At 62.4% G+C, this 2,584-nt stretch carries 2 protein-coding genes; both read right to left on the bottom strand.

Annotation, left to right across the window (positions count from 1 at the left end):
• Positions 1–455 (bottom strand): flagellar export chaperone FliS (gene fliS / locus FVW20_RS12310; protein WP_196609847.1); only part of this gene is annotated, 455 nt, incomplete at its 3' end.
• 120 nt (positions 456–575) lie between these two features.
• Entirely contained in the window at positions 576–2,309 is a 1,734-nt protein-coding gene (gene fliD / locus FVW20_RS12305; protein WP_196609846.1) for a flagellar filament capping protein FliD, read from the bottom strand.
• Between the last annotated feature and the right edge of the window lie 275 nt (positions 2,310–2,584).

Below are 2,584 nucleotides of genomic sequence, written 5' to 3'. Positions count from 1 at the left end.
ATCTGCGCGGTGGGCAGCGGCACGCGCGAGGGCGCGGCATTGGCAGGCGCACGGCTGGCCGCCATGCTGGCCCCCACGGCCATGGCCTCGGGGGTGTTGACGATCTGGCCGTAGGCGCCGCGCAGGCCGGACAGTATCTTGATCACCTCGTCAATGAACGCCACGTCCATCTTCAGGTTGGCGTTGAGCAGGCGGGTTGAGCAGTAGAAGTACAGCTTGTGCAGGTTTTCCGCCAGTTCGCCGCCCTTTTCCAGGTTCAGGCTGGCGTCCAGTTCGTTGACGATGTCCAGGGCCTTGGAGATCAGGATGCCCTTGCCCGCGTAGTCGCGTTCGGCGATCTTTTCCTTGGCCTGGTTCAGGAACTTGATGGCCCCGTCATACAGCAGGAGCAACAGCTCGCCCTGGGTGGTCGTGGTGACCTGGGTCTGTAGGTAGGCGTGTGCGGCCTTCTGCATTGCATTCTCCCGGTATATGCGCCCGCGTGTCGATGCGGTGAGTGTGTCGCACGTTGTGGCCGTTTTTCGCGTGGTGGCGGGTGTGGCCGCCCCGGTTGTTCCGGCGGTTCCGGCCCGTGGCTACGAAGACGTTGACGAGGACAACGACTTGATCTGGCTTTCCACGGACTTGCCCAGCGCGTCGTAGCGGGCCAGGGTGGCCTCCAGTCGCGAGTAGCGCAGCCGTTCGCGCCGTTCCCACTGGGTGACGCGGTCCACTTCCTTGTCGATCTTCGTCTGTATGTCGTCCATGATGTCCTGGTAGTTGTCTTCCAGGATCTTCAGCGCGCCGTCGCTGCCCAGCATGTCCTTGAGCTGTTCGCTGAGGCCGCTGAGCTTGCCTTCCTTGATGCGCATGCGGCTCGCGTAGCTGCCCTGCGAAAGGTTGTCGATTTGCAGCGCCAGGCCTCGGGCGTCGCCTTCCATGGCCGTGATCTGCTTGTTGGCGTTGTCGATGCTGGCGCGCTTGCCGCCGATGAAGGCGTTGACGATGTTGCCCGAGGCGTCCACGTCGTAGGTCACGTCGTAGATGCCCGCCTTGGTCACGCCCTTGACGTGCGAGTAATAGCTGAAGTCGGACGAATCGGACTCGGGCAGCCCGTCTGCGGCAAACAGTTCCGCCACTGCCGTGGGGTTTGTCTTCAGCACCTCGTTCAGTTTTTCTTCGTCAAGTTCCAGCAGGCCGGCGTTCAGGCTGTTGGTCTCGGCGTTGGTCAGGATGCCGATGTGCGCCAGCGACGAAAATTCGTCGCCTCGCAGCAGGTTGCCGTCCTTGTACTGGTATTCGAAGCCCGCCGCCCTGTCTGCCGTGGCCATCTTGAGTTGGGTGGACAGCAGTTGCACGCCGTAGTTGCCGGTAAGGATGGACCCTTTCTGCATGGAATACAGCGATGAGGCCTTGTCGGGATTGTCCACGTCCTTGGAGCTGTTGACGGCGGTCAATTCCTTGATCTTGGATCGTACGGCATTCATGGCGTCCACGAACGACTTGACGTTTTCCTTGATCTTTTCGGTGTCGGTGGCCACCGAAATCTGGGTGGTGCCCACGTCCTTGAGGGTGATGGTCATGCCTTCGACGGCGCCGGTCAATGTGTTGGACGCGGATTCCAGCCAGGTGGTGGCGGGCCAGCCATTGACCCGGTACCTGGCGTTCTGGCCGGCCTGCACGGTCCATGCGGCTGCCGTGCCGGGAAGGCCGGTGACGGTAGTGCCCGAGTCCACGGACAGCGTGGCGTTGGCCCCCAGATCCATGCCCCGGAACTGGAAGGTGTAGCCGGTGCCGTTCTGCACCAGCATTGCCTTTACCCCCGGGTTCTGGGGGTCGTTGTTGATCATGTTCTTGAGGGCGTCGATGGTGGTGCCGCTTGGCACCGTGATCGAGCGGGTCTTGCCCATGTAGGTGTATACGAACTGCTGGTCGCTGCCGGAGTCGTTGACCTTGGTTTTCTTGTCGGCGAAGGCGGTGTTGTAGGTCCAGATGGAGTTGGATGCCAGTTGGCCCACCTCGATCTTGTAGTTGCCTTCGAGCACGCTGGAATTGGTGGTGGCGCTGGCCACGGTTTCGGCGGAACTGGAACCCGTTTTCACCAGGAACTTGTTCATGGTGCTCATGGAGTCCACGATGTCCTTGAGCGAGGCGATTTCCGTGCGCAACTCGCCAAAGGCGTCCTGACGCCTCTGCCAGTCGGCCTTCCACAAGGTAAGCCGCTTTTGCGGAATCTGCTCGATGGACTTCAACTGGTCGATGACCTTGGAGAAGTCCGTGCCGTTGCCGAGCCCGGAAAAGTATACGCCGCCGGATGCCAGATCGACCATGATGCACCTCTTCGTCGGAAGAAATTTCCCGATGGGGGTCTCCCGCCGTGGGGCTGCAAGGCTGGTGCCAGAACGGCACCGCCTGTCCCTCGTGAATCTTATCGGCGGGGATGACGAAGGGCTTTAGGTTGCGGGGGCCGGGCGTGCGGTTGCAAAGGCCGCCCGGGGCGAAAGGCGAGCGGGCATGAAGGCTGGGGCGGATGCTGAGCGGCGGCGAAGGTGAAAGGCCGGGCTGGGGCGGATGCGGGGCGGCGGGGGGAACCCGCCGGGCGGCG

The sequence above is a fragment of the Nitratidesulfovibrio oxamicus genome (genome assembly GCF_015731765.1).
Taxonomy (GTDB): Bacteria; Desulfobacterota; Desulfovibrionia; order Desulfovibrionales; family Desulfovibrionaceae; genus Cupidesulfovibrio; species Cupidesulfovibrio oxamicus.
The sequence above is the reverse complement of the archived record's forward strand: the minus strand, read 5'-3'. Positions and strand labels throughout refer to the sequence as shown.